At 63.9% G+C, this 26376-nt stretch carries 25 protein-coding genes, 1 tRNA gene and 1 pseudogene; 11 read left to right on the top strand and 16 right to left on the bottom strand.

Annotation, left to right across the window (positions count from 1 at the left end):
• Positions 1–62: 62 nt before the first annotated feature.
• From RFM98_RS15365 to RFM98_RS15390, 6 genes are all read left to right on the top strand, one after another.
• Entirely contained in the window at positions 63–983 is a 921-nt protein-coding gene (locus tag RFM98_RS15365) for an ABC transporter permease (protein ID WP_430682311.1), read from the top strand.
• Positions 980–1771, top strand: a complete 792-nt coding sequence (locus tag RFM98_RS15370) for an ABC transporter permease (RefSeq protein WP_320309658.1) — start codon at positions 980–982, stop codon at positions 1769–1771. The genes RFM98_RS15365 and RFM98_RS15370 overlap by 4 nt, the downstream gene beginning before the upstream one ends.
• A 15-nt stretch (positions 1772–1786) precedes the next feature.
• Positions 1787–2851 carry an ABC transporter ATP-binding protein gene (locus tag RFM98_RS15375; protein WP_320214716.1) on the top strand — a complete coding sequence of 355 codons (1065 nt, stop codon included), beginning with the start codon at positions 1787–1789 and terminating at the stop codon, positions 2849–2851.
• Between the two features lie 239 nt (positions 2852–3090).
• On the top strand, positions 3091–4644 hold the full coding sequence (locus RFM98_RS15380; protein WP_320309659.1) for a cation:proton antiporter: 1554 nt from the start codon (positions 3091–3093) through the stop codon (positions 4642–4644).
• Positions 4645–4848: 204 nt separating this feature from the next.
• Positions 4849–5754 carry an endonuclease/exonuclease/phosphatase family protein gene (locus RFM98_RS15385; RefSeq protein WP_320309660.1) on the top strand — a complete coding sequence of 302 codons (906 nt, stop codon included), beginning with the start codon at positions 4849–4851 and terminating at the stop codon, positions 5752–5754.
• 7 nt (positions 5755–5761) lie between these two features.
• Positions 5762–6607 (top strand): EamA family transporter, encoded by an 846-nt coding sequence (locus tag RFM98_RS15390; protein ID WP_320309661.1) that lies wholly within the window; start codon positions 5762–5764, stop codon positions 6605–6607.
• Between the two features lie 229 nt (positions 6608–6836).
• On the opposite strand, the gene RFM98_RS15395 is transcribed toward RFM98_RS15390, so the two are convergent.
• The 14 genes from RFM98_RS15395 to RFM98_RS15460 all read right to left on the bottom strand — a co-directional run bounded on the left by RFM98_RS15395 (position 6837) and on the right by RFM98_RS15460 (position 21716).
• Entirely contained in the window at positions 6837–7148 is a 312-nt protein-coding gene (locus RFM98_RS15395) for a Dabb family protein (protein WP_430682312.1), read from the bottom strand.
• A gap of 7 nt (positions 7149–7155) precedes the next feature.
• Positions 7156–8784, bottom strand: a complete 1629-nt coding sequence (locus RFM98_RS15400; RefSeq protein ID WP_320309662.1) for a GMC family oxidoreductase — start codon at positions 8782–8784, stop codon at positions 7156–7158.
• 6 nt (positions 8785–8790) lie between these two features.
• Complete coding sequence (locus RFM98_RS15405; RefSeq protein WP_320309663.1) at positions 8791–9552, bottom strand: 3-ketoacyl-ACP reductase; 762 nt, start codon at positions 9550–9552, stop codon at positions 8791–8793.
• Positions 9549–11066 (bottom strand): GMC oxidoreductase, encoded by a 1518-nt coding sequence (locus RFM98_RS15410; RefSeq protein ID WP_320309664.1) that lies wholly within the window; start codon positions 11064–11066, stop codon positions 9549–9551. The genes RFM98_RS15405 and RFM98_RS15410 overlap by 4 nt, the downstream gene beginning before the upstream one ends.
• A gap of 5 nt (positions 11067–11071) precedes the next feature.
• The gene (locus RFM98_RS15415; RefSeq protein ID WP_320309665.1) at positions 11072–12187 is read right to left on the bottom strand and encodes an ABC transporter ATP-binding protein; all 1116 of its coding nucleotides are present in this window, start codon (positions 12185–12187) and stop codon (positions 11072–11074) included.
• Between the two features lie 23 nt (positions 12188–12210).
• Complete coding sequence (locus tag RFM98_RS15420) at positions 12211–13155, bottom strand: carbohydrate ABC transporter permease (protein ID WP_320309666.1); 945 nt, start codon at positions 13153–13155, stop codon at positions 12211–12213.
• Positions 13152–14111: a carbohydrate ABC transporter permease gene (locus tag RFM98_RS15425; RefSeq protein WP_320309667.1), complete on the bottom strand. Its 960-nt coding sequence runs from the start codon at positions 14109–14111 to the stop codon at positions 13152–13154. Before RFM98_RS15425 ends, RFM98_RS15420 begins: the two co-directional genes overlap by 4 nt.
• 128 nt (positions 14112–14239) lie before the next feature.
• Complete coding sequence (locus tag RFM98_RS15430; RefSeq protein WP_320214706.1) at positions 14240–15493, bottom strand: ABC transporter substrate-binding protein; 1254 nt, start codon at positions 15491–15493, stop codon at positions 14240–14242.
• 59 nt (positions 15494–15552) lie between these two features.
• Entirely contained in the window at positions 15553–17064 is a 1512-nt protein-coding gene (locus RFM98_RS15435; protein ID WP_320309668.1) for an aldehyde dehydrogenase family protein, read from the bottom strand.
• A gap of 10 nt (positions 17065–17074) precedes the next feature.
• Entirely contained in the window at positions 17075–17851 is a 777-nt protein-coding gene (locus tag RFM98_RS15440) for an enoyl-CoA hydratase/isomerase family protein (RefSeq protein WP_320309669.1), read from the bottom strand.
• A complete protein-coding gene (locus RFM98_RS15445; RefSeq protein WP_320309670.1) occupies positions 17844–19445 on the bottom strand; it encodes an acyl CoA:acetate/3-ketoacid CoA transferase in 1602 nt (533 codons plus the stop codon). The genes RFM98_RS15440 and RFM98_RS15445 overlap by 8 nt, the downstream gene beginning before the upstream one ends.
• Positions 19442–20458, bottom strand: coding sequence for a Gfo/Idh/MocA family protein (locus RFM98_RS15450; protein WP_320309671.1), 1017 nt, complete (start codon positions 20456–20458; stop codon positions 19442–19444). Before RFM98_RS15450 ends, RFM98_RS15445 begins: the two co-directional genes overlap by 4 nt.
• Positions 20455–21501: a LacI family DNA-binding transcriptional regulator gene (locus RFM98_RS15455; protein ID WP_320309672.1), complete on the bottom strand. Its 1047-nt coding sequence runs from the start codon at positions 21499–21501 to the stop codon at positions 20455–20457. Before RFM98_RS15455 ends, RFM98_RS15450 begins: the two co-directional genes overlap by 4 nt.
• 50 nt (positions 21502–21551) lie before the next feature.
• Positions 21552–21716, bottom strand: coding sequence for a hypothetical protein (locus RFM98_RS15460; RefSeq protein WP_320309673.1), 165 nt, complete (start codon positions 21714–21716; stop codon positions 21552–21554).
• Between the two features lie 27 nt (positions 21717–21743).
• Between RFM98_RS15460 and RFM98_RS15465 the strand changes: the two genes are divergently transcribed.
• The 3 genes and pseudogenes from RFM98_RS15465 to RFM98_RS15475 all read left to right on the top strand — a co-directional run bounded on the left by RFM98_RS15465 (position 21744) and on the right by RFM98_RS15475 (position 23480).
• A complete protein-coding gene (locus RFM98_RS15465) occupies positions 21744–22898 on the top strand; it encodes a dihydrodipicolinate synthase family protein (protein ID WP_320309674.1) in 1155 nt (384 codons plus the stop codon).
• Between the two features lie 7 nt (positions 22899–22905).
• A pseudogene (locus RFM98_RS15470) lies at positions 22906–23086 on the top strand (GDP-mannose 4,6-dehydratase); the annotation flags it as partial.
• Entirely contained in the window at positions 23028–23480 is a 453-nt protein-coding gene (locus tag RFM98_RS15475) for a DUF1330 domain-containing protein (RefSeq protein ID WP_320309675.1), read from the top strand. The pseudogene RFM98_RS15470 and the gene RFM98_RS15475, both read left to right, overlap by 59 nt.
• Before the next feature lie 62 nt (positions 23481–23542).
• Here the strand turns inward: RFM98_RS15475 and RFM98_RS15480 are convergent.
• Together RFM98_RS15480 and cpdR are read right to left on the bottom strand one after the other, a co-directional pair.
• Positions 23543–23617 (bottom strand) — tRNA-Val (locus RFM98_RS15480).
• A 116-nt stretch (positions 23618–23733) separates the two neighbouring features.
• Entirely contained in the window at positions 23734–24096 is a 363-nt protein-coding gene (gene cpdR, locus RFM98_RS15485; protein ID WP_006199474.1) for a cell cycle two-component system response regulator CpdR, read from the bottom strand.
• Between the two features lie 150 nt (positions 24097–24246).
• On the opposite strand from cpdR, the gene RFM98_RS15490 reads away from it, so the two are divergent.
• The gene (locus RFM98_RS15490; protein ID WP_320309676.1) at positions 24247–25203 is read left to right on the top strand and encodes an N-formylglutamate amidohydrolase; all 957 of its coding nucleotides are present in this window, start codon (positions 24247–24249) and stop codon (positions 25201–25203) included.
• Between the two features lie 355 nt (positions 25204–25558).
• Positions 25559–26332, top strand: coding sequence for a histidinol-phosphatase (gene hisN, locus RFM98_RS15495; RefSeq protein WP_320309677.1), 774 nt, complete (start codon positions 25559–25561; stop codon positions 26330–26332).
• Positions 26333–26376 lie beyond the last annotated feature (44 nt).

The raw sequence follows: 26376 nt of genomic DNA on the forward strand, positions 1-26376 counted from the left end.
CTTGAAATCCACCGGGCGGCCACTTGGCCGCCCGGCTTTCCCTCGAAAACGGTGCCGGGCGCATGACCGATCTATCGCTTTCAAATCAGTCTGCTGCCGCCACCAAGTCCGCGCCGCCGAACGAGGCGACCGCTTTCCGCCTGCCGACGCAATGGATCGGTGTGGCGCCATTCTTCGTTTTTGCCCTGATGTTCCTGATCATGCCGACGCTTTATCTCGTCATCGGCGCGTTTCAGACCGGGGAAGGCGGGTTCACGCTCGACAACATCCTGCAGTTGGTGAGCGATCCTTCAATCAGCAATTCCTATTGGGTTTCGATCAAGATCAGCTTCTGGTCGGCCATCGTCGGCGCATTTGCCGGATTGGCGCTCGCCATCGCCATCGTGCGCGGCGGCCTGCCCAGCTGGGTGCGGTCCGCGACGCTGACCTTCTCGGGCGTCGCCTCGAATTTTGCCGGCTTGCCGCTCGCCTTCGCGTTCATCGCAACGCTCGGCCGCGTCGGCATCGTGACGGTGCTGCTGCGTGACATATTCAACCTCAACATCTACGCGTTGGGGTTCAATTTCCTGACCACGTGGGGCCTGATCGTGGTCTATCTCTTCTTCCAGATCCCGCTGATGGTGGTGATCATCGTGCCGGCCATCGACGGCTTGAAGAAGGAATGGAACGAGGCGGCCGCCACGCTTGGCGCCACCCAGTGGCAGTACTGGCGCATGGTGGTGATACCGGTGTTGTTTCCGAGCTTCCTCGGCACCGTCATCCTTCTGTTCGCCAACGCCTTCGGCGCCATCGCAACGGCCTATGCGTTCGCCGGCCCGCAGCTCAACATCGTTCCCATCAAGCTCTACTCGCAGATCAATGGCGACGTGCTGCATAACCCGCAGCTCGGCTACGCGATCGCCTTCGGCATGATCGTCATCACCGGGCTGGCGAATGTCTTCTACATCTGGTTCCGGACCCGTTCCGAGAGGTGGCTGAAATGAAGTCGGGCAAATTCTGGGCCTGGGTCGTCTTCGGCATCGGCACGGCCTATTTCTTCATCCCGCTGCTGGCGACATTCGAGTTTTCGATGCGCATGCGGCGCGGCGTCCATTCCTTCGACGCCTATCAGGTCGTGCTCGGCGACCCGCGCTTCCAGGCAACGTTCCTGTATTCGGTGGTCGCCGCCATTTTCACCATCATCCTCGGCGTGCTGATCGTGGTGCCCGCGGCCTACTGGATCCGGCTGCGTTTGCCTCAAATCAGGCCGATCGTCGAGTTCATCACGCTGCTGCCGCTGGTCATTCCGGCGATCGTCATCGTGTTTGGCTATATCCGCATGTACGGGTCGAATTCGCCGCTGCCGTTCCTGGCCAGCGATCTCGGCGCCAGCGCCCTGCTAGTGATCGGCTACGCGACGCTGGCGCTGCCCTATATGTACCGCGCGGTCGACACGGGCCTTCGCACCATCGACGTGCGCACATTGACGGAAGCTGCGCAGATCCTCGGCGCCGGCTGGACCACGATCATAACCCGCGTTATCCTGCCCAATGTGCTGATCGCGGTGCTGTCGGGTGCGTTCCTGACCTTCGCGATCGTCATCGGCGAATTCACGATGGCGAGCCTTCTCAACCGTCCGGCGTTCGGGCCGTATCTGCAGAATATCGGCGCCAACCGCGCCTATGAGCCGGCGGCGCTTGCCATCATCGCCTTCGCCATTACCTGGGGCTGCATGTCGCTGATCCAGATCCTGTCCCGTTTCGCGCCGAAATCGGCGAACCGCCCGAATTGACCTGAGAGAAAAGCCATGGCCGAGCCATTCCTGTCTATCCAGCATGTGCGAAAGTCCTACGGCGCCAACACCGTGGTGCAGGATTTCAGCCTTGACGTCGAACCCGGCGAGTTCGTCTCCTTCCTTGGCCCGTCCGGCTGCGGCAAGACGACGGTGCTGCGCATGGTCGCCGGCTTCGAGGAGCCGTCAGCCGGCAAGATCGTGGTCGGCGGCAAGGACATCACCAGGCTGAAGCCAAACCAGCGCAATGTCGGCATGGTGTTCCAGGCCTATGCGTTGTTCCCGAACCTGACAGTGGCGCAGAACATCGCCTTCGGCCTCAAGGTAGCTGGCATGTCGAAGCCTGACGCGGACAGGCGCGTCGCCGAGATGCTCGATATGATCAAGCTGCCGCAGATGGCCGACCGCTACCCCTACCAGCTTTCCGGCGGCCAGCAGCAGCGTATCGCGCTGGCGCGCGCCATTGCGCCGAAGCCGAAGCTCCTCTTGCTCGACGAGCCTCTGTCGGCGCTCGACGCCAAGGTGCGCGTGTCGCTGCGCGAGGAAATCCGCTCTATCCAGAAGAAGCTCGGCATCACCACCATCTTCGTCACGCACGACCAGGAAGAAGCGCTGTCGATCTCCGACCGCATCGCCGTGATGTATGGCGGCAGGGCCGAACAGGTCGGCACGCCATTCGAGATCTACAACCGGCCGGCAACCAAGTTCGTCGCCAACTTCGTCGGCACGCTCAATGTGCTGGAGGGCAAGGTCACCGACGCGTCCACCGGCAAGGTGCAGGTCAACACCCAGGAAGTCTCGCTCAAGGGCAAGCTCAACGGATCGAAGTCCGGCGATACGCTGTCGCTGGCGTTGCGGCCGGAGGCGATTTCGCTGGCGCGCCAGCCCGGTCACGACACCAGCCTGTCAGGCGAGATCGCCGAAGTGCATTTCCTCGGTTCGGTCATCCGCGTGCGCGTCGGCATCGGCGGCAACACGGTGTCGCTCGACACCTTCAACAATTCGACGACGCCGCCGCCGGTCGTCGGCGACAAGGCGGACATCTCGTTTTCGTCGGGCGACATGCTGGTTCTGCACTAGCAAAGCGGCAGGAGCGTGGTGGCTTCGAGCCGGCGCCTCGGCGTCGTCATCCCAGGGTCTGCGGGCGTCGCTTTGCTCCTTGCTTCGCCATGGGATGACGATGCGATTGGCGTGTTGGCCAATCTCGCATCGTGGACAGCCTGGGACGATCCGATCTACACCGCCACCCTGCCCGATAAATCATCAGTATCCTGTCTCAGGGGACTGCCAAGCCTCGTGCTTCGCCGCTACGATGAGCCATGGCGCTGTTCGAACTCACCCTGGTCCTGCTGCTGATCGCTGTTGCCCTGACGGCGGTATCGCGGCAGCTCGAGATTCCCTATCCGTCGCTGCTGGCGCTTGCCGGGGTCGGGATTGCCTTCGTGCCGGGCGCACCGGTGATCGAGATCGATCCGGAACTGGCGCTTGCACTGTTCATCGCGCCGGTGCTGCTGGATGCCGCCTATGACACCTCGCTGCGCGACCTGAAACGCTACCGGCTGTCGCTGGTGCTGCTGGCGCTTGGCGCCGTCGTCTTCACCACCGTGGTGATCGCTTTGGTCGGCTGGAAGATGGCCGGCCTGCCGATCGCGGCGGCGATCGCGCTTGGCGCCATCGTCGCGCCGCCGGACGCGGTGGCGGCAAGCGCGGTGCTCAATCAGTTCAAGGTGCCGCACCGGCTCACCGCCATCCTGCAGGGCGAGAGCCTGCTCAACGACGCCACGGCCCTGTTGATCTACCGGATATCGGTTTCGGCCGCCATCGGCTCGCTGATGCTGAAAGACGCCGTGCCGGTGATCCTGCTGGCGACGATCGGCAGCGTTGTTGCCGGCTATCTGTTCGGCCGTTTCTCGCTGCTCACGCTGACGCGTATCGAGGATGCGGCAAGCAGTACCGTGGTGCAGTTCGCCGGAACCTTCGCCGTCTGGATCATCGCCGACAAGCTCGGCCTCTCGGCCATCATCACAATCGTCGTCTATGCCATCACCATCGCGCGCAGGGCACCGCGCCGCATGTCGGCCAGACGCCGCGTCAGCACCTATTCGGTCTGGGAATCGGCGGTGTTCGTGCTCAACGTGCTGGCCTTCGTGCTGATGGGCCTGCAGGCGCGGTCGATCATCGGCCGTCTCTCCGGCGACGGTCAGGGCGAAGCTTTTCTCTTCGCCGGAACGGTGCTCGCCGTCGTCATCGTGGCACGCCTCATCTGGGTGGGAAGCTATGTCGCGGTCATACGATGGTTTGCCCGCTTCGACAGCGAAGAGCAAAGGCGAGATGCGCCGACATTTCGCGGCGCCGTGCTCGTCGGCTGGTGTGGCATGCGCGGGCTGGTGACGCTGGTGGTGGCGATTGCATTGCCTGCCAATTTCCCTGGCCGCGATCCGATCGTGCTTGCCGCCTTCGCGGTCGTGCTTGGCACGCTGGTGCTGCAGGGCATAAGCCTGAAACCGCTGCTGCGGATGCTCAACTTCGAACGCGACACGACGGTCGACCGCGAGGTGGCACAAGCGCGCGTCGCCATCATGCAGGCCGCGCTCGACGTGCTGAGCCGCAAGAATTCGGCCGCGGCGGCCGTCGTGCGCGAGCAGTATGAGGCGCAGCGCAAAGTCGCGGAAAACCCAGATGATGCGCAGGCGGCGACGGAATACGACCGGTTGCGCCTCTATGCCATCAACCGCCAGCGCGACACGCTGGAGGAGTTGCGCGCCAATGGCACGATCGGCGACGAGGCCTATCATCGGCTGGAAGAGGAGATCGACTGGTCGGAATTGGCGGCGTCGCCGGCCGGAAGCTATCAGCCGCTCACCACCTATTAGAGAGCGCCGGTTCGCCGGCCGTCGACTGGACTATTGCGCCTACCCGCGCGGCACATTGCAACGCTGGAGGCGGGGCGCTAGAGCGGTTCACCGAAACAGCGAACCGCTCTAGCTCTTTTGTTTGACGCAATTCCGGACGGAAAACCGCTCACACTTTTCCTGGAATTGCTCTACTGCGATCATCAGAAGTGAGCCGGTTAATCAATGAAGCTGATCAGCTACAACATCCAGTATGGCTATGGCAGCGACGGGCGCTACGATCTCGCGCGCTCCGCCAGATTGGTGGAGGGCGCCGACATCATCGCGCTGCAGGAGGTCGAGCGACATTGGCAGCGCAGCAATGAAGACGACCAGCCCGATATCCTGTCCAGCTTGCTGCCCGGCTATTACTGGGCCTACGGGCCCGCCTTCGACATGGACGCCAGCGAAACGCGCGACGGGCGCATCGTCAACCGCCGGCGACAGTTCGGCACGATGGTGTTATCGAAGATGCCGATCGTCTGGTCGCGCCTGCACGCACTGCCGTTGCGGCGCACGGTCAGGCCACTCAACACCCGCAACGCGGCGCTGGAATGCATGTTCCGTACGCCGGCTGGACCGGTGCGAGTGCTTTCGTTGCACCTGGCGCATATCGCGGCCGAGGAGCGGCTGGAGCAGATCGACTATCTGCTTGCCGAGCATCGACGCGCGCCCTCGGACGGTGGCCCCTGGAGCGGCGTTGACGACGAACCGCAGCGCAATTGGGCGAACGGCCAGCCGGAACCGGAAAACCCGTTGGCGGCGATCTGGCTGGGCGATTTCAACATGGAGCCGGGCAGCGCCGAGTACCAGCGCATCCTCGGCTCGACGCCCTATCATCGCGGCGCAGCCTATATCGATGGCTTCGTCGACGCGGCCGCCGTCGCAAAAGAACCGACATCCGACTTCCACACGCATGAGAAGATCATCGACGGCAGGCTCGCCAAGCGCCGGCTCGACCATTGTTTCGTCGGCGGCATGCTGGCCGATCGTGTGCGGTCGATCAGAGCCGATATCGGCGAGGTCACTTCCGACCATTTTCCGCTCAGGGTCGACATCGACCTGGAAGCGCCGGGTCTCGCTGGCAGATGAAGCGGGCATGACGCTTTTCGTTTTCTTCGCCGTGCTTGCCGCAGCCGCCATGCATGCGATCTGGAACGCGCTGGTCAAGGTGCATCTCGACCGTTTCCTGTCGATCACGCTGATGACGCTCGGCATGGGATTTGCGGCACTTTTCGCGCTGCCTTTCGTCGAGGTGCCCAAGGCGGAGGTCTGGCCCTACATCGTCGCCTCGGTGATCTTCCACATAGGTTACCGGACCTTCCTGATCGGCGCCTACAAGGCCGGTGATTTCGCTCAGACCTATCCGCTGGCGCGCGGCACCGCACCTCTGTTGGCGGCACTTGGCGGCATGGTCGTCGTCGGAGAGGTTCCGGCGCCGCTCGCCATCCTCGGCATCGCGCTTCTGTCGGCGGGAACGCTGGTGATGTCGTTTCGCGGCGGTGTTCATCTCGAACGTTTCAATCTTCGCGCGGTCGGCTTCGCGCTCGGCACGTCGATCTTCATCGCCAGCTATACGCTGTCCGACGGCAGCGGCGCGCGGCTGGCGGCAACCGCCCAAAGCTATGCGGCCTGGCTGTTCATCTGCGATGCGGCGGGGGCGCTCGTGCTGTGTATCGTCTTTCGCGGACCGCAATCGCTGCCTGTGCTGGCGCGTGACTGGAAGGCGGGGCTGTTCACCGGCGTGCTCAGCGGCGCCGCCTACTGGATCGTGATGTGGGCGATGACCAAGGCGCCGATCGCCTCGGTGGCGTCGCTGCGCGAGACCTCGATTCTGTTCGCCATGATGATCTCGGTCTTTGCGCTGGGCGAGAAAATGACGGGCTGGCGCGGTGCTGCCGCGCTCAGCATCGTCGCCGGCGTCGTCGCGCTCAGACTCGGATAGAGCGGGTCACTGTTTCACTCAACGGCGGACCGCTCTCTATAGCCGACCGGACAACCGCATTGCAGGATGCCTGAGACCATGCCGCGGGCGCCCGTGGTTCTCACTTTTTGCGCTCGCTGACCTAAAGCGCGTCGCGCTGAAACGGATTCAGGCGACGCGCTTTATGTCCTTGTTTTTATGCATGTCGTTGTCCCAGAACCGCTGCACACTTCTGGGCGGCATGCATTAATTAGGGTTCGAGATCGAAGACCATCAGCCCTTCGGTGCCGCCCTTGAGCGCGGCGACAAGGCGCGCGCCCGCGCGCTGATGGGCCTCATGCACGAGATAGGCGTCACGGGCGGCGGCATCGCGAAAGTCGATGGTGAAGCCGTGCGTGAAGCCGCGCGCGAACGGCTCGAGGCTGACATTGGCGCCGAACTGCACCTTGCCCATGCCGTCAGTGACGGCGCGCAGCGCCTCGAGATCGGCATGGATCGCCGCACGCTCGGTTGCGGGAACGTCGTCGCGAAATCGGACAAAAACGCAGTGCCGGATCATCATTTGTGTCTCAAGCCGCCTGATTGCCCTTGAACACGGCCGGCGGCAGCGGCTCGCGGCCGAGGATGAGGTCGGCGCCCTTTTCACCGACCATGATCGTCGGCGCATTGGTGTTAGAAGAGGGGACGCGCGGCATCACCGAGGCGTCGCAGACCCGCAGACCCTCGATGCCGCGCAGCCTGAGGTCGGGCGTCACCACCGCCATCGCGTCATGGCCCATGCGGCAAGTGCCGACCGGGTGATGATCGGTCTTGGAGGTCCGGCAGGCATAGTCAAACAGGTCGGCGTCGCTGTGCAGGTTTGGACCGGGCAGCACTTCGCGCAGCACGTAGGGGGCAAGCGCCTTCTGCCGCATGATCTCCCGCGCCAGCCTGAGGCCCTTGATCGACATGTCGCGATCATATGGGTCGGACCAGTAATTCGGATCGATCAGCGGATGATCTGCCGGGTCAGCGCTCTTCAGCCGCACCGTGCCGCGCGAGCGCGGGCGCAGGAAGGCGGAATTCAACGTCACGCCCGGGTTCTTCAGTTTCTCGACGCCGGCCTCGATGCCGGAGCCCAGGCCGAGATGGAACTGGATGTCGGGCGAGGCGGCGGTCGGGTCGGCGTACCAGAAGCCGCCGGTCTCGAACAGGCTGGAGGCGACGGGGCCCTTCTTGAGCAGCAGATATTGCAGGCCGGCCCACAGCGTGCGGTGCAGCTTGGCGTAGTTGTCGTAAGTGTGGTCGCCGGTGCATTCGGCAATGACGAACAGGTCGAGATGGTCCTGCATGTTGGAGCCGACGCCGGGCAGATCGTGGACCGGCGTCACGCCAACCGACTTCAGATGGTCGGCCGGGCCGATGCCCGATTGCAGCAGGAGCTTCGGCGAGCCGATGGCGCCGGAGGAGACGATCACTTCGCGTTCGGCGCGCAAGATGGTCTTCTCACCGCCCGGCTTGTCGACAATCTCGACGCCGACGGCGCGACCCCTTTCGACGACGACGCGGGTGACCAGCACATCGGTCCTGACCGTCAGGTTCTTGCGGGCGCTGATCGGCTTCAGATAGGCGACGGAGGCGGACGAGCGCCGAGCATCCTTCTGGGTCAGCTGGTAGTAGCCGACGCCTTCCTGGCTGGCGCCGTTGAAATCCGGATTGAACGGGATGCCCATTTCCTGACCGGCGCGGAAATAAGCCTCGCAGATCGGCAGCGGCGAGATCGGGTTGGAGACACCGAGCGGCCCTTGGTCACCATGATAGTCGTTGGCGAAGCGCTGGTTGTTCTCGGCGCGCTTGAAATAGGGCAGCACGTCGCGATAGCCCCAGCCGGTCAGGCCCTCTTCCTTCTCCCAGGCGTCGTAGTCGCGAGCGTTGCCGCGCGTGTAGATCTGCGCGTTGATCGACGAGCCGCCGCCGACCACCTTGGCCTGCGTGTACCAGAAGACGCGGTCCTTCATGTTCTTCTGCGGCACGGTCGACCAGCCCCAGGAGGCGATGCCCTTGGTCATCTTGGCAAAGCCCGCCGGCATGTGGATGTAGGGGTGCCAGTCCTTGCCGCCGGCTTCCAGCAGCAGGACGGAATTACCCGGATCCTCGCTCAGCCGGTTGGCCAGAACACAGCCGGCCGGACCGGCGCCAACAATGATGTAGTCAGCCATTGTTCCTCACAAGCGCGGCACGGAAAGCGCGCCGTCGACATCGATGACCGATCCGGTCGAAAAGCCGAATTTGCCGGAGGCAAGCGCGGCCACGACTCCGCCGATATCGGCGGCCTCGCCCCAGCGTCTGGCCGGCACCAGCCCACCCTCGATCAGCGCGTCATATTTGGCGGAGACGCCGGCCGTCATGTCGGTGCGGATGATGCCCGGCCGCACCTCGAACACGCCGATGTTTTCGGCCGCCAGCCGCAGCGCCAGGTTCTTCACCCACATCGAAAGACCTGCCTTGGAGACGCAGTAGTCGGGGCGTTCCGGCGAAGCCATGGTGGCGCTGACCGAAGTGATGGTGATGATCGACCTGGCCGAACCGGCAGGCGCGCCAAGCATCGCCTTGGCGACGGCCTGGCTGAGGAACACCGTGCCGCGCAGGTTGACGTTCAACGCGCGGTCGAAATTCTCCGGCGTCAGCTCCAACAGGTCGCCGCGCGCCACCGCGCCGACGCCGGCATTGTTGACCAGGCAATCGATGTGGCCGAAGGCGCGCTTGGCTGCCTCGACCAGTTTCGAATGGCCGGCGAGATCGGCAATGTCGCATTGGGCGTAAGCGAACTTCGCGCCCCGCGAGACAATGTTTTCGGCCAGTTCGTCAGCAGGCTTCCCAGCAAGGTCGGCGACAAGGATGTCGAAGCCGGCGTCCGCCAACGCCTCCGCGCAGGCGAGCCCGATGCCGCGAGCGCCACCGGTGACCAAGGCTGCCGGGCGGCTCATGCGGCAAGCTCCGTCCTACGGATGTGGTCGGCCACCCGCAGCGCCTGGGCCGCGATCGACAGCGCCGGATTGACCGCGGCCGATGTCGGCAGGAAGCCGCCGTCGACGACGAACAGGTTCCGGTGGTCGAAGGCGCGGCAGAAAGCGTCGAGCGGTGACGTTGCCGGATCGTTGCCCATCTTCACCGTGCCGCACTGGTGCGAGGGCGTGCGCTTGTCGAAGGGGCGCGACAGCACGATCGGATAGCCGCAAGCGCGAAGGTTCTCGCGCATCACCCTGGTCAGGCCTTCCAGCGACTGCATGTTGGAGCGCCGCCACTGCATGACGATCTCCTTGCCGTCGACCATGATGCGGCTTTCGGGATCGGGCAGGTCCTCGCACATCAGGTACCAGTCGACGGCGTGGACGGCCATGAAATCGAGCGCGAATTTCGGCAACCGCTTCACATTGGCCTTGAGCATGTTGCCGTCGATCTTGCCGAGCAGTTGCACATTGCCCAGCGGCTTGCCGCCCTTGCCGTCCGACAGATAGTAGTCGTTGAGCATCAGCGTCTTCTGGTAGACGCTGTCGTTGCGGCGGCGCGGATCGATCGCCAGCATCGCGCTCGAATTGTGGTTCATGAAATTGCGGCCGACCTGGTCGGAGCTGTTGGCCAGGCCCTTGCCCCCGTTCTTGCCCTTAGTCGGCGAGGGTGAACGCAGCAGGATGGCGGCCGAGTTGATCGCGCCGGCCGACAGGATGACCAGCTTCGGCGACAGCGTCTTTTGCACGCCGTTCTGGGTGTAGTGAATGGCGGCGATCGACCTGCCGTCCGGCGCGGTTTCGAGCCAGTCGACATAGGCGCTGGTTTCGAGCCGGATGTTCTGATCCTTCAGCGCTGCGGTCAGCGGTCCGGTCTGAGCGTCGATCTTGCCCTGGCCGGTGTTCGGGAACGCGTCCCAACCCGTCCTGCCGTCCTTCAGCCAAGCCTCGATGTCGACGCCGAGCGGCAGCGAAGCCGGGTGCAGGCCAAGGCTCTTCAACTCGGCGCGGGCGCGTGCGATCGGCGGTTCGTCCGGCACCGGCTTGAAGGCGTAAGGGATCGAATGGAAGGGTTCGGTCGGATCCTCGCCCAGGGTGCCGCGCACGCGAAAGAGCTGCTCGGCCTTCGAATACCATGGCTCGAATTCGTCGTAGGAAAACGGCCAGGCCGGCGAGACGCCGCCGAAATGCTCGAGCTCGGAAAAATCCTCCTTACGGTAGCGGATCAGGACGGCGCCGAAGAACTTCGAATTGCCGCCGACATAGTAATAGTTGCCGGGGTTGAAGGCAGCACCTCCAGCCTCGCGCCACATCTCCTTTGGCCGGTAATACTCGTCGACGAAGATCGAACGCGTCGAGCGCGCGTGCGGCGTCGCGGGCAGCGGCTCGCCGCGCTCCAGGATCAGGATCGAGGCACCGCTGCCGGCCAAGCCGGAGGCGATCGTGGCGCCGCCAATGCCGGAGCCGATGATGACGATATCCGGGTTTGCCATAGCCGTTAGAGGATGCGCTTCTCGGTGGCCGGATCGAAGAATACCGCCTTGCTCAGGTTGAAGGCGAGCGGCGTGCTGGTGCCGGGCTGAATCTTGGCATCGGCCCTTAGTCGCGCCACCACGCCCTTGCCGCCGAGATTGGTGACGGCGAAGGTGTCGGAGCCGGCCGGCTCGACTACCTCGATGTGGCAGTCGGCAGTGGCAATGTTGGAGCCGTTGCGTTCGGCACCTTCCGGGTCGGTCAGCGCTTCGGGGCGGACGCCGAAGATCACCGGCTTGTCCTTGAATGCAGCAAGGCCGGCGGGCGCGCCGGGCATCGGCAGCACGATCGGCTGGCGGGCTTCGCGATCCAGCACCACGGAAAGCCCGCTGCCATTGCCGTCGATCTTGGCCGGGATCAGGTTCATCGCCGGCGAGCCCATGAAGTCGGCGACGAAAATGTTGGTCGGGTTGTTGTAGATCTCGGCCGGCGTGCCGAACTGCTGCACCTCGCCGTCGCGCATGACGGCGATCTTGGTCGCCAGCGTCATCGCCTCGATCTGGTCGTGCGTGACGTAGACGATCGTCGTGCCGGTGGTGGCATGCAGGCGCTTGATCTCGATGCGCATGTCGACGCGCAGCTTGGCGTCGAGGTTGGAGAGCGGCTCGTCGAACAGGAAGAGTTTCGGGTCGCGCACCAGCGCCCGGCCCATGGCGACGCGCTGGCGCTGGCCGCCGGAAAGCTGGCTGGGCTTGCGCTGCAGGAGGTGGCCGATCTGCAGGATCTTGGCCACCTTGTCGATGGCCGCCTGGCGTTCCGCCGCCGGCACGCCGCGCATCTCCATGCCGAAGGCGATGTTTCCCGCTACCGTCATGTTCGGGTAGAGCGCATAGCTCTGGAAGACCATGGCGATGTCGCGCTTGGAAGGATGCAGATCGTTGATCGCGCGGCCCTCGACGCGGATTTCGCCCTCGGTGATGCTTTCGAGACCGGCAATGGTGTTGAGCAGCGTGGACTTGCCGCAGCCGGAAGGACCGACCAGCACCAGGAAGCCGCCCTTTTCGAGCTCGACATCGATACCCTTCAGGATCTCGACATTCCCGAAGCGCTTCTTCAGCCCATCAATTTCCAGAAAAGCCATGGTCGTTCCTTCAAGAAAGAGGGTCAGCCCTTGACCGCGCCAGCCATCAGCCCGCGCACGAAATAGCGGCCGGCAACGACATAGACGATCAGGGTGGGGAGGGCGGCGATCATCGCCGCAGCCATGTTGACGTTGTATTCGACCACGCCGGTCGAGGTATTGACGACATTGTTCAGCGCTACCGTCATCGGCATCACGTCGCCGGAGCCGGCATAGGCGGAGGCGAACAGGAAGTCGTTCCAGATGTTGGTGAACTGGTAGATCACCGTCACAACGATGATCGGCAGCGAATTGGGCAGCATGATGCGCCGAAATATCTGGAAGAAGGAGGCGCCATCGACCTGTGCCGCCTTGATCAACTCGGTCGGGAAAGCTTCGTAATAGTTGCGGAAGAAAAGCGTGGTGAAGCCAAGGCCGTAGACCACGTGGACGAAGACGAGATTGACGGTCGAATTGCCAAGGCCGAAATTGAAGCCGGTCGCGTTCTGCAGGGTGACGCCGAAGCGTCCGAGGCTGCCGAGGATGGTCGCCATCGGCAACAGCACCGACTGGAACGGGATGAAACAAGCAAACAGCATCATCGCGAAGACCAGCGTGTGGCCGCGGAAGCGCCATTTGGTCAGCACATAGCCGTTAAGCGCGCCGAGCAGCGTCGAGATCAGCACCGCCGGCACGACCATCTTGATGGAGTTCCAGAAATAGCCCTTCATGCCGACGCAGGTCAGGCCCGAGCAAACTTCGCTCCACGCCTTTATCCATGGTGCGAAAGTCGGCGATTGCGGCAGCGCCAGCATGTTGCCGTTCTGGATCTCCTCCATGGTCTTGAACGAGGTCACCAGCATGACGAAGAGCGGCATCAAATAGAAGATCGCGAACAGCGCGAGCAGGCCGTAGATCACGATGCGGTTGAGCGTCCTGGCGCGGACGCCGCTTGAAGCCTGGCGGGCGGGTGAAGCGACGGCGCTCATCGCGACTTCTCCCTGAGCTCGGAATAGAGATACGGAACGATGATGGCCGTGATGGTCATCAGCATGATCACCGCGCTCGCCGACCCGACGGCCATCTCGTTGCGCTTGAAGGTGAACTCATACATGAAGTTCGACGGCAGCCAGGCCGAGCCGCCAGGCCCGCCGCTGGTCAGCGCCACGACTAAGTCATAGGACTTGATGGCGAGGTGCGCGAGCACGATGAAGGCCGACAGGAACACGGGCCGCAGCAGCGGGATGACGATGCGGCGGTAGAGCTGGAAGGTGGAAGCGCCGTCGATCTGCGCCGCCTTCATGATCTCGCCGTCGATGCCGCGAAGGCCCGCCAGAAACATCGCCATGATGAAGCCGGAAGCCTGCCAGACGCCGGCGATCACCACCGTGTAGATGACGAAGTCCTTGTTCTTGATCCAGTCGAAGTGGAAGCTCGTCCAGCCCCATTGGTGCAGCGTCTGCTCGAGACCGAGGCCGGGGTCGAGAAACCATTTCCAGGCGACGCCGGTGACGATGAAGGAAAGCGCCATCGGATAGAGATAGATTGGCCTCAAGACACCTTCGCCGCGGATCTTCTGGTCGAGCAGGATGGCCAGGAACAGGCCGAGCGCCAGGCAGATGAAGATGTAGAGGAAACCGAAAATGCCCATATTGGTAATCGAGGTGTACCAGCTCGACGGCGGGTCGCTCTCGAACGTCCAGCGCCACAGCCGCTGATAGGCACGGCCGCCGGTGATGGCATAGGACGGGAAGGTCTTGGAATTGGTGAAGGACAGATAGATCGTCCACAGGATGAAGCCATAGACGAAGACGATCGTCGCCGCGAAGCTCGGCGCCAGCACGATCTTCGGCAACAGGTCCTGCAGCCGCGACCGGACCGACGCGCCAGGGCGGGCGTCATGCTCCGGTGTCAGCTTGATCTGGATTTCGGCAACTGTGCTCATCGGCTCGTCCAGTACCGGTTGGTGGGATCGGCCGGCGCGCTGCGGGCGCCAGGAAGCAATCCCGGATATTGTCTCGACGGGAGATCTCCCCCGCCGAAGCGGGGGAGAGTCAATCTATGCCAAAGGCCTTACTTGGCGTCGTCGATTGCCTTGACCAGTTCGGTCACCGCCTCGTCCGAAGTCTTGATCTGACCATGGACGAACTTCGACACGACGTCCTTGTAGGCGTTGGCGACGGCCGGCGGGGCGCCATAGCCCTGGGCCAGCGAGCCGAACAGCGTGCCGCCTTCATTGGCCTTCTTCAGGTCGGCAATGCCCTTCTTGCCGCAAGCGTCGAAGTCGGTATCCGGCACGTCGGTACGGGCCGGAACTGAACCCTTCACCACGTTGAAGGCCGACTGGAAGCTCTTCGACAGGGTGGCGGTGGCCAGTGCGACCTGGGCAGCCTTGCGGTCTTCCGGAACGTTGAACATGCCGAACATGTCGGAGTTGTAGATCACCGAGCCGTCGGTGCCCGGGAAACGGTAGCAGAGGAAGTCGGTGCCCGGGGTCTTGTTGGCGGCGTGGAACTCACCCTTGGCCCAGTCGCCCATGACCTGAACCAGCGCGTCGCCCTTGATGACCATGGCGGTGGCGAGGTTCCAGTCGCGGCCCGAGAAGTTCGGGTCGACATAGGTGACCAGCTTGGCGAGGTTGTCGAACGACTTCTTCATCGTGTCGGACTTGAGCGACTCCTCATCGAGGTCATTCATCGCCTTCTTGTAAAACTCCGGACCGCCGGTCGACAGCACGACGGAGTCGAACATGGTGGCTTCCTGCCAGTTCTGGCCGCCAAGTGCCAGCGGGGTGACACCGGCCGCCTTGGCCTTGTCGAGCAATGCCACGAAGTCGTCGAAGGTCTTCGGCTCGGTGCCGCCGATCTTGTCCATCACCGCCTTGTTGATCCACAGCCAGTTGACGGAGTGGACGTTGACCGGAGCGGCCACCCACTTGCCGTCATAGACGGAGAACTTCTGCAGCGCAGCCGGAACCGACTTGTCCCAGCCTTCCTTCTTGGCGGTCTCGGTCAGGTCGCCCATGACGCCGGCGGCGGCATAGTCGAGCACGGTGTAGCCGAGCATCTGCGAGGCGGTCGGGTAGTTGCCGGCCGCGACCATGGCCTTCAGCGCGGTCATGGCGGCGTCGCCGCCACCGCCGGCCACCGGCACGTCCTTCCAGGCATAGCCTTCCTTGGCCAGATCCTGCTTCAGGACGTTCAGAGCGGCCGCTTCGCCGCCCGACGTCCACCAATGCAGCATCTGCACTTCCTTGACGTCCGCGGCATGCGCCGAGAACGCAAAGCTCGTCGCGAGAGCCGTTCCGATAAGCAGTTTGCGCAACATGTACTACCTCCCTTGTTGCATACACATGACCGGCGGGTGTCCGCCGGGGTCCTCCCAACTCAGCCGACCCACCAACCGGTGCGCTGGCCGCGATGAAACTGGATAGTCTTTTCCTCGGTATAGTCCTCGACGGCGCGCTTGCCGAGTTCGCGTCCGATACCGGACTGCTTGTAGCCGCCGAAAGGCAGTTCGGGATAACCTTCCATGAACGTATTCACCCAAACCGTCCCCGAACGCACACCGCGGGCCACCGACATGCAAGTGTCGATGCCGGCGCTCCACACCCCTGCAGACAGACCATAGGGCGTGTTGTTGGCAATGTGCAATGCCTCGTCAATCGTTTCAAAAGTGAGCACGGACAGCACCGGACCGAACACTTCCTCGCGGGCGATCGCCATGTCCTCTGTAACGTTATGGATGATGGTCGGATCAAGGTATTGGCCGGCATTGGACGCAAGCTGGGCGCCACCGGTGAAAACGTTGCCGCCCTCCGTTTTCGCCGCCGCTACATAGCCGGCTACCTTTTCCATATGGTCGAGCGAGATCATCGCCCCGACCTTGGTACGGTCGTCGAGCGGATCGCCGACGCGGACCTTCTCAGCCAGCGCCTTGACGGCGGCAAGAAAATCGTCGGCGATCGCCTCATGCACGATCAGCCGGCTGCCGGCATTGCAGCATTCGCCGGCGTTGAAGAAGCCGCCGAACACCGCCGCATCCGCCGCCGCTTCGAGGTCGGCATCGGGGAAGACGATCTGGCCGTTCTTGCCGCCGAGCTCCATCGAGACCTTCTTCAGCGAATTGGACGCCGTGGCCATGGTCATCTTGCCGACGCGGGTCGAACCGGTGAAGGAGACCATCTCGACCAGCGGATGGCTGACCATCGGCGCGCCGACATCGGCGCCGAAGCCGGCGAGGATGTTGACGACGCCGGCCGGTAGTCCGGCCTCGAGCAGTATGTCGCCGAGCACGAAGGTGGAAGCAGACGTCATCTCGCTCGGCTTCACCACCGCCGTGCAGCCGGCGGCGAGCGCGAAAGGCAGTTTCTGGCTGATGATCAGAAAGGGGAAATTCCACGGCGTGATCAGCGAGACGACACCGATCGGCTCGCGCAACACCACACCCAGCATGGCGTCGCCGAGATTGGCGTAGCTCTCGCCATGCAGCGTACGGGCAAGCGAGGCGGCATAGCGCCAGATGTCGACGGCGCCGCCGATCTCGCCGCGCGCCTGGGCGATCGGCTTGCCGGATTCGAGCGCGTCGAGCCGGGCGATCTCCTCCAGCCGGCTTTCGATCAGGTCTGCCGCCTTGAGCAGCACGGCGGCGCGCTCGGAAGCTTTCATGCGCGGCCATGGGCCGGTCTCGAAGGCTCTGTGCGCGGCCTGAACCGCGGCCTCGACGTCCACAGTGCCCGCCTGGGCATAGCGCGAGACGACAAAACCGTGGCCGGGGCTGGAGCGCTCGATGCTGCGGCCGTCGCTGGCATCGATATGCTTGCCGTCGATCAGCAGCTTGTAGGCCTTCGGCGCCTGGGACGCCTCGGCCGGCATGGAGATGTTGAGCGGTGCGTTCATCGTTTTTTCTCTAGGATCTCGAAAAGGCCGGCTTCTGCTTGGCCTTGAAGGCGCCGACGCCGGTTTTCAGGTCGGCGGTGAGCGCAATGAAAGCGCTGGCCAGCGCCTCGGTCGCCGCGGCATTCTCCTCGCCCTCGGCAACGCCGATCATCAGCTTGGCGGCCTCGGTCGCCAGCGGGCCGCGCTCGGCGATTCTTTCCGCCCAGGCCCTGGCGTCGTCGAAAGCCTTGCCGGTTTCGACGACGCGGTCGACAACGCCAAGCGCCAGCGCATCGGCGGCCAGAAAAATCTCGCCGCCAAGCGCCATGCGCCGCACGATTTGCACACCGAAGCGGCGCACGGCGCGCTGCGTGCCGGACCAGCCGGGCACAACGCCGATCGAGGTTTCGGGAAAGCCGAGCTTAATCCGGGATTCGGCGACGCGGAAATCGCAGGCGGCCGCCAGTTCCAGCCCGCCGCCCAGCGCATGGCCCGAAAGAACTGCGATGGTCGGCTGCCGCAAGCGCGCCAGCCGGTCGAAGACACGGTGGCCGTAACGGACCCATTGCACCTGGAAATCGGCGGCGCTCATCGCGCCCCAGGCCTCGACGTCGCCGCCAGCACAAAAACCTTTGCCTTCGCCGCGGACGAGCACGACGCGGACGTCCTCGGCCAGTTCCGCCTCGTCGAGCGCCGTTTCCAGTGCCCGCAGCATAGGAATATCCAGCGCGTTGAACTTTTCAGGTCGGCGCAGCGTGACGACGCCGACAGCGCCGTCCTGCTCGAAGGTGACGAGACGCTCAGCCATGCACGCCTCCGAGCGAGGCGCCGCCATTGAGCGACAAGCCGATCGGCCGGTCCTGGTAGAGCGAGGCAGGTGTTACCTTCAGGTCGTTTGCGACGGCGAGCGGAATGTCGGCCTGCGCCAGCACATCGCGATCGAGATCGATGCCGGGCGCGAGCTCGGTCACCATCAAGCCGCCTGGCGTCAGCTTCATCACGCAGCGCTCGGTGACATACGTGATGTCTTGTCCCTGCGCGACCGCGCGCTTGCCGGAGAAGGAAATGTGCTCAACCTCCTCGACGATCTTTTTCACCTTGCCCTCCTGGTCGATGCGGATGGCGCTGTTCGCCAGCGAGAGCCTGGCGCCGGCATTGAAGAAGCCGGAAAAGACGATCTTCTTCGCCCGCGACGTGATGTCGACGAAGCCGCCGGCGCCGGCCGTCACATGCGGCCGAGCCGAAAGCTTCGACACGTTGACCGAGCCGTGGCGGTCGATCTGCAGGAAGGAGAGCAGGGAGGCGTCGAAGCCGCCGGCCTGGAAATAGATGAACTGGTGCGGCGAGGGCATGATCGCCTCGGCGTTCGAGGCGCAGCCGAACTTGAAGTCGAGCAACGGCACGCCGCCGACCGCGCCCTGCTCGATCACCCAGGTGACCTTGCCGTGCTGGCCTTCCTCCAAGAGGATGCGCGGCACGTTGGCCGATATGCCGAAGCCGATGTTGACGGCCATGCCGTCGCGCAATTCCATGGCGACGCGGCGCGCGATCACCTTCTGGACGCTCATCTCCGGCGTGCGGAAGGTCGACAGCGGTCGGAAGATCTCGCCCGAGATCGCCGGGTCGTAAGGCGTGAGGGTCGTCTGCAACTGGTCTGGCGCCACCACGATATGGTCGACCAGCACGCCCGGCACACGCACATCATGCGGCTTCAGCGTGCCGTTCTCGACGACGCGCTTGACCTGCGCGATGACGATGCCGCCATTGTTGCGGGCCGCGAGCGCCTGCTCCAGGCCGCCGAGATAGGCGCCCTCGTGCTCATAGGTGAGGTTGCCGCGCTCATCGGCCGAAGTGGCGCGGATGATCGAGATGTTAGGAACGATGGCGCGGAAATAGAGCCATTCCTCACCGTCGAACTGCTGCACCGAAACGATCGGCTCGCTGGCCGCGGCGTTCATGGCGCAGCCCTGGTGGCGCGGATCGGCGAAAGTGTCGAGGCCGACCTTGGTCAGCACGCCCGGCCGCTTGGCGGCGGCTTCGCGATGCATGTCGAACAGGATGCCCGAGGGCACGTTGTAGGCGGCGACCGAATTGTCGCCGATCATCTTCCAGATCTGCGGCGGCTCGGCGGAGGAGGGGCCGGACGGATAGGAGCCGCAAAGCGTGCGCTTCAACAGGCCCGGCTTGGCGAGATGGTCGATGCCCTTGATGCCGTACATGTCGCCGGCGGCGATCGGGTGCAGCGTGGTGATATTCTTCGGTTGGCCCTCGGCGTCGAAGCGCTCGCCGATCGCGGCTAGCACGGCGTCGGGACAGCCAAGGCCGCTCGACGACGACACCGAGACGACCATGCCGTCCTTGATCAGGCTGGCGGCGTGGGCCGCCGAGACGAGCTTGCTCACGCCAGGCTCCCGAGTTGCGGGTCGATCATCACGGATTTTCCGGTCTTCGACGATTGCAGTGCTGCCTCGGAGGAGGCCAGCGACCAGATGCCATCCTCGCCGGTGGCGGAAGGCTGGCCTTCGCCACGGATCGCGGCATGAAACTGGCGCAGCGAGCGGGTGTACAGGTCCTCGCGGTCGAAGCTCAGCTCTTGCTCGCCGCTCGCGGTACGCAGCAGCACCGAGCCGACCGGCTTCTGCGTCATGACATTGGTGGCAATCAGCGAGCCTTCCGATCCATGCACCTCGAAGCCGGTGCCGGCGAATTTCGTCGTGAAGCCCTCATGCGACTGCGCGATGACGCCGGACTTGAAGCGCCAGATGCACATGGCGCCATCCTCCAGTCCGCTGCCGGCCATGCCGGCCGATTGCGTGAACGCCGAAATCTCGACCGGATCGTCGCCGAGTACGAAGCGCAGCGTATCGGCGTCGTGGACGGTGATGTCGAGCACCACGCCGCCGCCGGCCTCAGGCCTGGTGATGCGCCAGCCCTGCAGGTTTTCCGGCAGGAAGACGGAATGGAAGACGCGCGCGGCGATCGGCTTGCCGATGCGGCCGGCGGCAATCGCCTCGCGCATGGCGCGGTGGGCGCCGGCGTTGCGCAGATGGTGATTGGTGCCGAAGACGATGCCGGCGGCCTTGGCGGCGGCGACCATCTGCTTGGCATCGGCGCTGGTCAGCGCCAGCGGCTTCTCGCACAGCACATGCTTGCCGGCTTTGATCGCGGCAAGGCCCTGTTCGAGATGCAACTCGTTGGTGGTCGAGATATAGACGGCGTCGATGTCCGCGCCGAGCAGCGCATCGACGGTCGAGACGGCGGCAGGTATGCCGTTCTCGCTGGCATAGGCCTTTGCACGCTCGGGATTCGAGCTCATCACGGCAGCGACCTCGCCATCGGCCTGCGCGCGAATGGCGTTGATCATGAACTGCTTGGCGATCGTGCTCGCGCCGATCAGGCCCCATCTCACGCTCATGCCGCGTCCCCCATTCCTTGCTTGCTGCGATCCGGGCCGCTGCTTTCCCGCACGACGAGGCTGACGGCGCCGATATGGTCCTCGGCGCGCGTGGTGCGAGACTGGATCATTTTCAGCATGACGTGGGCGGCGCGCTCGCCGAGCCCGCCAGTGTCGACAGCAACGCTGGTCAGCGCCGGGCTGTAGTGCTCGGCCTCGGCGACATCGTCGAAGCCGACGACGGCAAAGTCCGCTCCGGCTTCCAGATTGCGCCGGCGCAGCGCCAGCATGGCGCCGAAGGCGACCGCGTCGTTGAAGCAAAGTGCCGCCGTCGGCGGCTCGGCCGCGGCAAGCGCCGTCTCCAGGCAGGCCATGCCGCCCTTGCGGCTGGTCTCGCCTTCGACGATCAGCCGGTCAGCCGCCGCGATGCCGAGCGTTTGGCAGGCTTCGAGGAAGCCGCCCAGGCGCTCATGATAGACAACGAGGTCGGATGAGCCGCCGAAGAACGCCAGGCGGCGATGGCCCTTGCGGATCAGATGCTCGGTGGCGAGGACGGCGCCGCGATGATTGTCCGGCGTGATCACCGGGATGCGGCTGTCGGGCAGCCGGCGCATGGCAAAGACGATCGGCACACCGGCCGTTTCGATGCGGCGGAAAGCGCCCGGCGTGGTGCCGCGCGCCGGCGAGACGATCAGCCCGGCGACGCCTTGCTCCATCAGCGATTTCAGCACCTCTTCCTGGCGCACCGGGTTCTCCGCCGTGTTGGCGATGAAGGGGACCACGCCCGCCGCCTGGAAGACGCGCTCCATGCCGACGGCAAGCTCGGCGAAAAACGGGTTGGTGAGGTCGTTGATCACCATGCCGATGACGTTGGAATGCGCCTTGCGCAGATTGGCGGCGCCGCGGTTGTAGACATAGCCGACATCCTCGATCGCCTTGCGCACCTTGACCGCGGTCTCAGGCCGGATCAGCCCGCTGCCTTGCAGCACGAGCGACACTGTCGATTTGGACACGCCGGCCTCGCGGGCAATGTCCAGGATCGTCGCCTTGGCCCGGCTGGCCATCCTCGTCCCGTCCTCCGCGTTTTTTGAGCGAATTTATTGGAACGTTCTAATCACTGTTCGAAATCAGAGTCAATCGCGATTCCCGTCAGATTCGAAAATTGATTGGAATGGTTTAAGATTGCAACCAACGCAAGGGTTTTCCCGCTGAGGGTGCCGTGCCCTTCCGGCTCGGGTTCCTTGAACATAAAGGTTCTTGATTTATTGGAACGTTCCATTTATAGGAGCCGCATCGGGAGAGTTGAATGAACATCACCTTGCCTGCGGAAAACGGCGACCGGGTCAGCTACCGGCTCGTCGGCAAACCGGTCGTGCCGAGCAAAGGCGCGCATTTTTCACGCATCGCCTACGCCGCCGCCCACGTCGTTGCCGACCCCATCGCGATGACCAATCCCTGGTCGCGGCCAGCGGTCGACTGGGACAGGACCATGGCGTTCCGCCATCATCTGTGGCGGCTCGGCTTCCGCATCGCCGAGGCAATGGACACGTCTCAACGCGGCATGGGTTTCGACTGGGCGAGCGCGAAGGAATTGATCCGCCGCTCGATCGCGGAGGCTAAAACGGTGCCGGGCGCCGACCTCGCTTCGGGGGCAGGGACCGATCACCTGTCGCTAGCGGCGGCCAAAACGCTCAACGACGTTATCCGCGCCTACGAAGAACAATTCGCCTTCATCGAAGGCGAGGGCGGCAAAGCGATCATGATGGCGAGCCGCGCGCTGGCGGCCGTGTCAAAAGGGCCGGACGATTATGCCCGCGTCTATGACCGCATGCTCTCCCAGGCGTCGGGCAAGGTCATCCTGCACTGGCTGGGCGACATGTTCGATCCGGCGCTCAAAGGCTATTGGGGCAGCAATGATTTCGACGCCGCGCTCGACACGGTCGTGGCCATCATCGAGCGGCACGCAAGCAAGGTCGAGGGCATCAAGATATCGCTGCTCGATGCCGGCAAGGAAGTGCGGTTGCGCGACCGGCTGCCCGACGGGGTGGTGATGTTCACCGGCGACGATTTCAACTACCCGGAGCTGATCGCCGGCGACGGCAGGAGGCATTCGCACGCGCTGCTCGGCATCTTTGACGCCATCGCCCCGGTGGCAAACGCGGCGCTGGCGAAGCTGGCCGAGGGCGATCGTGCCGGCTACGACGCGCTGATGGCGCCGACCGTACCGCTGTCGCGCAAGATCTTCGAGGCGCCGACCGAGTACTACAAGGCCGGCATCGTCTTCATGGCCTGGCTGAACGGGCATCAGGACCATTTTTCCATGGTCGGCGGCATGCAGTCGGCGCGCGGCATATGCCATTACGCGGATGTCTTCCGCCTCTCCGACCAGGCCGGTCTGTTGGCCGACCCTGATCTTGCCGCCGCCAGGATGAAGGCCCTGCTGGCGATGGCGGGCATATGAGCCGAATGGCGATCTGACCGACGCGACCAACCTGATCCGCCTCGTGCAAAAGACGAAGCCCGGCGAAATCTACAATCTCGGCGCGCAGACATGTTCAGGTGAGCCTCGAGACGCCGGAATACACGGCCGATGCCGACGCGCTTGGGACATCGAGGCTTTTGGAAGCGATCCGCATTCTCGGCTTTGGTTTCATGCGATCATGGCAAGTTCGCCACCGGGGCATTAGTTGCACATCCACGGCGGCGAGTTCATGGTGTAGGCCTGCAATCATCAGGGGAGCACTTCAGCGTGAAGGGATACTGGCTCATCGTCGGAACCGAGATTTCGGACCAGGAAGCCCAGGCTGAGTACGGCCGGCTCTGGAAGCCGATCGGCGAAAAATACCAGGCACGGACCAACACGACAAAACAGCCGCCTCTGCTGATTGAGGCGCGCGACGCCGGCCGTATGATCCTCGTGGAGTTTCCGTCCCTGGAGATCGCCAAGGCCTGCTACGCCGACCCGGCCTATGAGGAAGCCAAGGGCTTCGCGCTGAAAGCGTCGAATCGCGTGCTCGTGATGTTCGAAGGAGATCTCGGGTAGCAGCTATCAGCGGTGCCGCCGGGGATTCCGTGCCAGTCGGGGTGGCTAAATTATTGGAAGGATGGTGGGCGTGACAAGGATTGAACTTGTGACCCCTGCAATGTCAATGCAGTGCTCTCCCGCTGAGCTACACGCCCATCCGAAGCCGCGCATACACCACTTTTGATCCGGCGCGTCAATAGCAGGAATGTGGAAAGACGGCTTCCGTTTGTCGCATCGGTGAAGCGCATCGCCGATGCCTGCCGAAGGTGGCTCAGGCCGCCTGCAGCATCTTCTCGACCTCGTTGACGAGATCGCGCAGATGGAAGGGCTTGGACAGCACCTTGGCGTCCTTGGGCGCCTTGGAATCGGGATTGAGCGCGACCGCGGCAAAGCCGGTGATGAACATCACCTTGAGGTCCGGATCGATCTCGGTGGCGCGGCGGGCAAGCTCTATGCCGTCCATCTCCGGCATGACAATGTCGGTCAGGAGCAGCGAGAAAGGCTCCTCGCGCAGCCGCTCATAGGCGCTGGCGCCATTGTCGAAATCGCTTACCTGGTAGCCGGCGCGTTCCAGCGCCTTGACGAGGAAGCGGCGCATATCATCATCGTCTTCCGCCAGCAGAATGCGTGCCATCATGTCCCGTCCGAATCACCCGCCCCAAGCCTGCCGCCGGGCAAGGCCGTTAACCATCCTGTATATGAGGATGCGTCGGTAAACATCAAGTGAATGAAGGGCGTCCCACATACGGTTCGACATGCGGTTTCGCCACCTGAAATGCTGGACATGCCGCACGCAAGGTGGCAAGTTTTACGTCATGATGCAGTGCTGTTTCCTGGTTCGTGCAAATTGAAAACGGCAGCCGAGGATTTTTCGGTCGTCCCACCCTTCGAAATCCGATCGGGCGCCGAACAGCGCGTCCCTTTCCTCTTCAACTCACCGCATAGCGGTCGCCACTATCCGGAGCGCTTCCTGGCCATGGCGCGGCTCGACCGCAACGCCATCCGCCGGTCGGAGGACTGCTATGTCGAGGAGCTTTTCGGCGGCGCCGTGCCGCTTGGCGCGCCGCTGCTGGCGGCCAATTTTCCGCGCGCCTATCTCGACGTCAACCGCGAGCCCTGGGAACTCGATCCGCGCATGTTCGCCGAGCCGGTGCCGTCCTTCTGCAACATCCGCTCGGCGCGCGTCGCCGGCGGGCTGGGCACGGTGCCGAAGCTGGTCGGCGAGGGGCTCGATATCTATCCCGGCCGGCTGCCGCTGGCCGAGGCCGTGGCGCGCATCGAAGCGGTGTACAAGCCTTATCACGAGACGCTGAAGCGGCTGCTTGCCAGGACGCATGCCAGGTTCGGCTATGCCGTGCTGATCGACTGCCACTCGATGCCGGCCGGCATCCGCGTCGGCGACAATGGCGTGCGGCCCGACTTCATCATCGGCGACCGCTTCGGCATTTCGGCCTCGCCGGCGCTCACCGAAATGGCGATCAGCCTGCTTGTCGGCATGGGCTATACGGTCGCGCACAACAAGCCCTATGCCGGCGGGTTCATCACCGAGCATTATGGCAGGCCGGCGCGGCATCTGCACGCGCTGCAGGTCGAGGTCAATCGCGGGCTTTACATGGATGAGCGGACGTTCCGGAAATCGGCCGGCTTCGACGCGCTAGCCGACGACCTGACCCGCTTCTCGGCCGACCTGATGTCGATGCCCGATCATCATTTCGTCGATCTGCCGCTGGCGGCGGAATGACGGCGCGGTCGGCGCGCCGCGTTGTTTATGCGCAATTCCGGACGGAAAATCGCTTCACACTTTTCCTGGAATTGCTCGAAAAAAAGACCGCATCGTTTTCACGACACGGTCGAAGTCTAGGGAGGAAACGCCCAAGGAGGGCATGGACAGGAAAACCTGTCCGATAACAAAATTATTGTGCGGCGCACAAATGTCAATCGACATCAGGCTTTTTTAATTCAATATGATGTGGAAATTCCGCTTCGGCGGCTCAAATGTGGCATTCGGGCAACAGAATGCGGGCGCTTGACTGGTCTTCAGCGCGCCTGTTCTGCGAGAAAGAGCGGCTGGCAAAGGCCGCGATGGGGAGAACGACTTGGATATCAGCCTCGATTTCATGCGGCGCATCGCGCATGCCGCCGCCGCGGAAACCTTGCCGCGCTTCCGCAGCCAGGGGACGGTCACCAACAAGCTGGCGGGAAGCTTCGATCCGGTAACGGAGGCCGATCGCGAGGCCGAGCGCGTGATCCGGGCGCTGATTTCGGCCGAATATCCCGATCACGGCATTCTCGGTGAGGAGCATGGCAGTGAAAACACCACCAGCCGGCATGTCTGGGTGATCGACCCGATCGACGGCACGCGCGCTTTCATCTCCGGCATCCCGGTCTGGGGAACGCTGGTCGGGCTGACAGTCGATGGCGACGCGGTCGCCGGCATGATGTCGCAACCTTTCACCGGCGAGCTGTTCTACGCAAATGCGTCGGGCTCGCATTTCGAAGGACCGGGCGGCCCGCGCAGGCTCGCGACGCGCAAGACGACCGAGCTCGCGCAAGCGACGCTGTTCACGACCACACCCGCCTTGTTCAAAGGCGATGCGCGCAAGCGCTACGACCAGTTCGAGACAAAGGTCCAGCTCGCCCGCTACGGCACCGACTGCTACGCCTTCGCCATGCTGGCGGCGGGCAGCGTGGATATCGTCGCCGATCCGGGCCTGAAGCCCTACGACATCGTCGCGCTGATCCCGATCATCGAGAAGGCCGGCGGCGTCATCACCACTTTCGAGGGCGGGCCGGCGGAGAAGGGCGGCGACATATTGGCGGCGGCGACGCCGGAACTGCATGCCGCGGCAATGGCCGCGCTGCGCGGTTGATCCACGGCGCCGCGACGGCCGGCCGCGGCCGGCCGTCGATCGCG

It is taken from the genome of Mesorhizobium australafricanum, assembly GCF_033977265.1.
GTDB lineage: Bacteria > Pseudomonadota > Alphaproteobacteria > Rhizobiales > Rhizobiaceae > Mesorhizobium > Mesorhizobium australafricanum.